The 6,564-nt window shown below is 45.6% G+C and carries 4 protein-coding genes; 2 read left to right on the top strand and 2 right to left on the bottom strand.

The features are described 5' to 3' along the window. Together nosZ and Q0117_RS02400 are read right to left on the bottom strand one after the other, a co-directional pair. Window positions 1-1,937, bottom strand: a 1,937-nt coding sequence (gene nosZ, locus Q0117_RS02405) for a Sec-dependent nitrous-oxide reductase (protein ID WP_297922019.1), incomplete at its 3' end; no start/stop codon positions are given. Between the two features lie 12 nt (window positions 1,938-1,949). After that, window positions 1,950-3,107: a hypothetical protein gene (locus Q0117_RS02400; RefSeq protein ID WP_297922017.1), complete on the bottom strand. Its 1,158-nt coding sequence runs from the start codon at window positions 3,105-3,107 to the stop codon at window positions 1,950-1,952. Window positions 3,108-3,404: 297 nt separating this feature from the next. Between Q0117_RS02400 and Q0117_RS02395 the strand changes: the two genes are divergently transcribed. Both Q0117_RS02395 and larA read left to right on the top strand, forming a co-directional pair. Continuing rightward, window positions 3,405-5,072 carry an anaerobic C4-dicarboxylate transporter gene (locus tag Q0117_RS02395; RefSeq protein ID WP_297922015.1) on the top strand — a complete coding sequence of 556 codons (1,668 nt, stop codon included), beginning with the start codon at window positions 3,405-3,407 and terminating at the stop codon, window positions 5,070-5,072. 207 nt (window positions 5,073-5,279) lie between these two features. Beyond that, window positions 5,280-6,530: a nickel-dependent lactate racemase gene (larA, locus tag Q0117_RS02390; protein ID WP_297922012.1), complete on the top strand. Its 1,251-nt coding sequence runs from the start codon at window positions 5,280-5,282 to the stop codon at window positions 6,528-6,530. Window positions 6,531-6,564 lie beyond the last annotated feature (34 nt).

Raw genomic sequence — 6,564 nt, 5'->3', positions numbered from 1 at the left:
TATTTTTTATTCGGATCTTTTACGTATAGATATCCAAACATCTCAAGGTGCAGCGCAGAGCAGAATTCCGTGCAGTAGAAAGGAAATACGCCCTCTTTATCTGCGATGAAATTTACGCTCGCAGTCTTACCCGGCTCAAGCGACATATGCAGATCGTAATCATCAACCGTAAAGCCGTGAGTCTCGTCCTCAGCACGCTCTAAATTTGTCATATAGATCGTTACGTTATCGTCCTTATTAACCTCGATGTGCTCAGGATTAATATGGCTGCGGATCGCCGTAGCATAGACTTTTACGTTTTTGCCGTCGCGCTCGATGCGCTCTTGACCCGCTAACGTCATGGCAGGGTGCTGCTTGCCGGTGCGGGAGTTTGTTCCCATAGTATAGGTAGGTTTCGTATGAAGCTTGCTAGCTGCGATAGAAACTACGTCGTGCGGCTCACCTAGACCGATAGGAAGATCGTAAAGCATCTCCATTTTAGGTCCTGTAATGTCGATGAGCTGATGATTTTGCGGATGAAGCGGTCCGATAGGATTAAATCTATCGATCGAAAGCTTATCCAGCGCGATTACGTATTTGCCGACAGGCTTAGAGGATTTGCCCTCCATAGAATCAAGGTGACCGATATTGTAGTGGACGTTGATCCTATCTAAAACTTTTAACGTCTTGTAGTTCCATTTTACGATCTGGCTATCGACGTAAAGCGATGTATAGATTACGCCATCTTGCGAATCGAAGGTATTATGAAGAGGTCCAAGACCAAGCTCTGCTTGTCCGTGAAGCGTCTTTTGCATATCTAGGATCGGAATTCCGTATGGATCCTTGCCTGCATATTCTTTCTTATCAATTAGCTCTTTGATCTTTTTGAAATCATAAACGCTAGCGTGAGTATCTAGTTTACCGCCGATGATGATATAGCGACCATCAGGGCTAACATCAACGCCGTGAGGGGATTTGGCTTCAGGGATCAAAAATAGCGCTCCCGCTTTTACGGCGGCGTCTATCGTAACGATTCTGTGTCCGTTTACGACCTTATAGTTTTTGCTGTCTTGAGCAAGCTTTTCTAGAATTTGCCAGTTGTAAACGTGCAGGTAGTCAGTATCGTTGCGGCTCATACCGGCTTCCATCGGAGGCAGACCCTTTTCGATGCCGCCCGTGTACATTTCGGAGTTAAAGCTGTTGGTAAACGCCCAGCCAAAGCTCTCGCCCTTACCTGCGTCACTTAGATCTTGCATATATGGAGGAAGCTCTAGAGAAAAGGATTTATTTACGTCGATTTTGCCTTTATCGTAGTCAAATTTCCATAGCGTTACCGCACCGCGATAAACCGCCTGATACTCCTCGATCGGGTGCCAGTCGTTATCAAAAGGGGCTGCGTATTGGCTGGTTTCGATGACGTATTCGGTATTAGGCGTTACGAAAGAGCCGCCGTGATCGCTTTTGATTACGGGATTTACGACTATTTGAGTGGTTTCGAAATCGGATAAATTTATAACCGCGATTCTTGGGTTCGCCTTATCGTTGATAAAGAGATAATCGCCCACGTATTCGCCGTTTTTTTCGCTGAAATTTGGATGGTGAGTATCGCCCCAGTTGATCTCTTTGCCGTTAATGGAGCCCGATCTTAAGACCGCCTTACTCTCCTCATCAAAACCGTATCCCTGCCAAGGCTCCGGGGTAAATACGCCGATATATTTGTAGATCCTCATCGACGGCACGCCGTAAACGATCACCTGTCCGCTTTGACCGCCGGAAGAGAAGACCATATAATCGTCCTTCCTACCGGTCGGCTGATAGGTCTTAGCCGCCGCTAAAACGTCTTTTTCGCTTAAATTTCGTTCTTTCATCACGCGCTCTAGGTCGCTATCCGCGGCACACAGGGCGCTTGCGGCGAACAAAACCGAGCCCAAAAGCACGGGTTTGAAACTTTTTAACATACTAATCCTTTCTTAGAATTTTAAAATTTTGCCTGATTTGCTGACTACGAGGATCGCTTCCCCGTCTGCGTACATCGCTAAAAATTCGCTTTTTAAATCCACAACCTCCTTTAATCCTGCTTTTTGATTTTCGTAAATTTTATCTTTAGTAGCGATAAACTGCGTGCTGCGGACGCACACGATGGATTTGATCCAAGAGCCCACGCTTTTACGCTCGCCGCTTTTTAAATTTATAAAATTCCCCTCTATATCGCCTTCAAACAGTGTCCCGTCGCAGTCTGCAAGCGCAGTGGCGATAGAGCCGCTTAAATTTTTATCGCCAGCTTCGGCTGAAATTTCGCTTTGAGTTTTAAGCCCCTCGTCTTGAAATTTTGCGCCTTTGAATTCTGAGCTTTGAAATTCTGCGCTCTTTGCGCCGCCAACTTTCGTTTCGTTTTGCTCGGAGCCTTGCACGATTCTCGTGCTATTAAATTCTGCATCTTTAAATTTCACGCTACCAAGCTCTCCCTGCGCGGCGCGATTAGGCGCTGTATCGATGCCGCTAAATTTAATCGCAAAAAGATCTGCGCTAAAACAGGCTACGCCGTTCCAGCTTGCGACGCAAAGTCCGTTAGCGCCCAGGCTAACGGCATTGATCCTGCCGTAATGAAACGAAATTCCGCGCAGCCCATCTGGGGCGGAATTTTTATTTAAAGATTGCCCGTTCGCGGTGGAATTTTCTCTTGGGGCGTAGCCGCCGTCCGCGCTGTTATCAGGGTCTTCGTCTAATCTTATTAGTTGATTCTTATCCACTACCGCGTAAATCGCGTCTTTTGCGGCATAGATCGCATCTATTTGGGCTGTGCCGCTACGCCCCGTCTTAAGCGCGTGTAAAAACTTTAATCTGTCGTTTAGCACCGCGATTTCGGCTCCACCCCAAGCTAGATAAATTTTGCCGTTTTTAAAATTTAGAGCCGTAATTTCGTTATCGCTGTATTTTTGTACGAACTCCTCGTTCCATTTAGCAGTATCAAACATCCTAAGCTCGCCGCCACTGCCGCATAAAAGCAGTCGGTGAGAGCTTGCGTCGAATGTGCTCAGACGTAGCGTGGCGTTTAGATCAAAGCTGCCAGCTGCCGCCATCTGCGATAAACAAATCAAAAAGGCAATACAAAATTTTATAAAATTCATCTTAATCCGCTCTTTGCGAAATGATACTCCTCCAAGGCTTAAAAATCGGTTTAAAGCTTGAGCTATAATGAAATTCTAAGTTTTCTTAAAAGTTACGAAATTCTACGATATAAAAATAGTTCTAAGTAAAATTTTATTTTTCGCATTTCGCTATATAAATTCCGCTTTAAAATTATAATTTCAGTAAATTTTTATTTTGACAGATTTTGAAAATTCGCAACGCTCCTTTAATTTTGTTTAAATAAAAAGTTAGTATAATCGCCAAAGTTTGTTTTAAATTTTACTGAAGGAGAAACTATGGAGTTTCTGACAAGTTTGTCTGAAAGCACTCAATTCTTTTTGCAGCTCATTATAGTCTTGGGCTGTTTATTTTATGGTGCTAAAAAAGGCGGTATGGCGCTGGGAATTCTAGGCGGTATAGGCTTAGTGATCTTAGTGTTTGGATTTAGATTAGAGCCGGGTAAGCCGGCAGTGGACGTTATTTTAACTATCCTCGCAGTTGTCGTAGCAAGTGCAACGCTACAGGCTACGGGAGGACTTGACGTAATGCTTCAAATAGCGGAGAAATTGCTTCGTAAGCATCCGAAGATGGTTTGTATCATCGCTCCAACTGTGGCGTGGACGCTTACAATCTTATGCGGAACCGGACACACCGTCTATACGCTGCTTCCGATCATCTATGACGTAGCTATTAAAAACGGAATTCGCCCTGAGCGCCCGATGGCTGCTTCTACGATCTCCTCGCAACTTGCTATCATCGCTAGCCCCGTTTCGGTTGCCGGCGTTTCGATGGTCGCGATCTTACTAGGTCAAGGCGTGCATATCGAGGGCTTTAGTACGTATTTGGATCTACTTAAATTAACTATCCCTTCTACTTTCATCGGTATGCTTGCGATCGGAACGTGGTCGATTTTTAGAGGTAAAGATCTAGATAAAGATCCGGAATTCCAAGAAAAGATCAAAGATCCAGAGCAGAAAAAATATATATACGGCGAAAGCACGACATTGTTAGGTCAAAAGCTTCCTAGGATTAAGTGGGTTTGCATGTGGATATTCTTAGCCACTATTGCGCTAGTTGCGGTTTTAGGTTACGAGAAAAGCTTGCGTCCTGCGTGGACTAAAAATGTTCCGGGAAAATCCGTAGAGATCATCGTCGATAAAAAAACGGTCAAAAATATCACGATCAAAGATGGTCAGGTCATCTCCATGGTGGACGGCGGTAAGGTCGTCTCAAACGTCAAAGAGTCCAAAGCCAAAGATGCGACTAAATTTAATAGCGTCGAAATTTACGACAAAGATAAAAAGCTAGCTCAAAGCATCGTCTCTCAAGACGGAAACGTCGTCATCACGACAGGCGATAAGAGCGAGAGCATCGCAAACGCAAGCATTGTCGTAAAAGATACGATGAAAAAGACCACAAATTTAAATATGGTCTTAACCATTCAAATTTTCATGCTTCTTGCAGCATCCATTATGATGATTGTCTCGGGTATCAAAGCGGGCAATATCGCTAAAAATGAAATTTTTCATAGCGGTATGATCGCGCTTGTAGCCATTTATGGAATTTCATGGATGGCAGAGACTATGTTTACCGCTCATATCGAAATGCTTAAAGCGTCGCTAGGTAAGGTCGTTATGGCGTATCCGTGGACGTATGTCATCGTTTCGCTGCTAATTAGTAAATTCCTTAACTCTCAAGCAGCAGCGGTTGCTACTTTCGTACCGCTAGCGGTTAGCATCGGTATCGATCCGGGTCTTATTATTGCGTTTGCACCTGCTTGCTACGGATACTATATCCTACCTACCTATCCGAGCGATCTTGCGGCGATCCAGTTCGACCGCTCCGGCACTACGCACATCGGCAGATTCGTCATCAACCACAGCTTCATTTTCCCTGGGTTAATAGGCGTTCTTACTTCATGCGCGATGGGCTTTATCTTCGCTCATATTTACGGCTATTTATAATAGTTGCGCTCGCGAGCATATGGCTCGCGAGCTTTAAATTTCAAATCCCAGCGGCTTTTTAAAATTTTATAAAATTTTGAAATTTTAAATGCTCTAAATTTTTAAATTCTAAAGCTTTCTAAATTCCGTTCATAACCCGCGCAAAGCTAAATCGTTTTAAATAAAATTTACGTTATAATCCCGCCAAATTCCACACAGGAGGCAGATATGCAAATCCCTATCGCATACGGCAAAGATGATCATCTAAATCTAGAGATAAACGAGAAAAATTTGCTCGGCATTTTCGATCCAAACCCCGTGGCTAAATTTGACGAAACGGCGCTCATCGCAAAGGCTCTGACAAATCCGATAAATCAAAAAAGCTTTGACGAGTTTATCGCGGGCGACGAAAAGATCGTCATCATCGTAAACGACGGCACGCGCCCGACGCCGACGGCAAAAATTTTAAAGCAAATTTACCCGAAAATCTGCGAGAAAAATAAAATTTTCATCATCGCTACCGGCTGCCATAGAGAGGGCACGCAGGAAGAATACGAGATGATCTTCGGCAAAGAAATTTACGCGGAGATTAGCGCCAAAGGCGAAGTATGCGACCACGACTCGAAAAAAGACGAGATGAGCTATCTAGGCGAGTCCAAAAACGGCACGCAGATGTATCTAAACAAAATCGTAGCAGAAGCAAAAAAAGTGATCGTCATAGGCTCGGTCGAGCCGCACTATTTTGCAGGCTACACCGGCGGCAGAAAGGCCTTTTTGCCGGGCACCGCGTCATACGAGAGCATCACGCAAAACCACAAGCTCGCTCTAAGCGCCGACGCGCAAGCTCTGCGACTAGAGGGTAACCCGGTGCACGAGGATATGATAGACGCGATGAAAGTTCTTGCGCATATCGACGTTTTTTCGATCCAGACGGTGCTTGACAGCGAGCACGGCGTATATTACGCGAGCGCGGGCGACCTAAACGACAGCTTTTACGACTGCGTGAAAAAGGCCGACGAGGTCTTTTGCGTAAATATCCCACGCAAGGCCGACATCGTGATCTCGGTCGCGCCATATCCGATGGACGTCGATCTCTATCAGGCGCAAAAAGCCCTAGACAACGGCAAACTAGCACTCGCGCAGGACGGAATTTTAATAATGGTCGCAAAGTGCCGCACAGGCATTGGACCAAAGCCGTTTTTTGATCTGATGGCATCCGCTGACACGCCTAAAAAGGTGCTAGAAAAGATCAGCGCGGGCTTTAAGCTCGGCTATCACAAGGCCGCTAAGATGGCCGAAATCTCGCTCTGGGCGCAGACTTGGGCGGTGAGCGACTTAAGCGACGAGCAGATGCGCGCGGTGCATCTAAAGCCATACCACGACATCCAAAAAGCCGTGGACGACGCGCTCGCGCAAAAGGGCGCGGACGCTAAAATCATCATCCTGCCGTTTGGTTCGATGACGGTGCCTAAGGCCTAGGCTTGGCTAAAATTTTATATTACGACGCGAGCGC

Origin of the sequence: uncultured Campylobacter sp., from assembly GCF_937997535.1 — a bacterium.
Taxonomy (GTDB): Bacteria; Campylobacterota; Campylobacteria; order Campylobacterales; family Campylobacteraceae; genus Campylobacter_B.
The sequence above is the reverse complement of the archived record's forward strand: the minus strand, read 5'-3'. Positions and strand labels throughout refer to the sequence as shown.

Bases quoted from the DNA above. Each gene is read 5' to 3' on its own strand.
- larA (WP_297922012.1), top strand. From the start codon at position 5,280: ATGCAAATCCCTATCGCATACGGCAAAGATGATCATCTAAATCTAGAG.
- Q0117_RS02395 (WP_297922015.1), top strand. From the start codon at position 3,405: ATGGAGTTTCTGACAAGTTTGTCTGAAAGCACTCAATTCTTTTTGCAG.
- Q0117_RS02400 (WP_297922017.1), bottom strand. From the start codon at position 3,107: ATGAATTTTATAAAATTTTGTATTGCCTTTTTGATTTGTTTATCGCAG.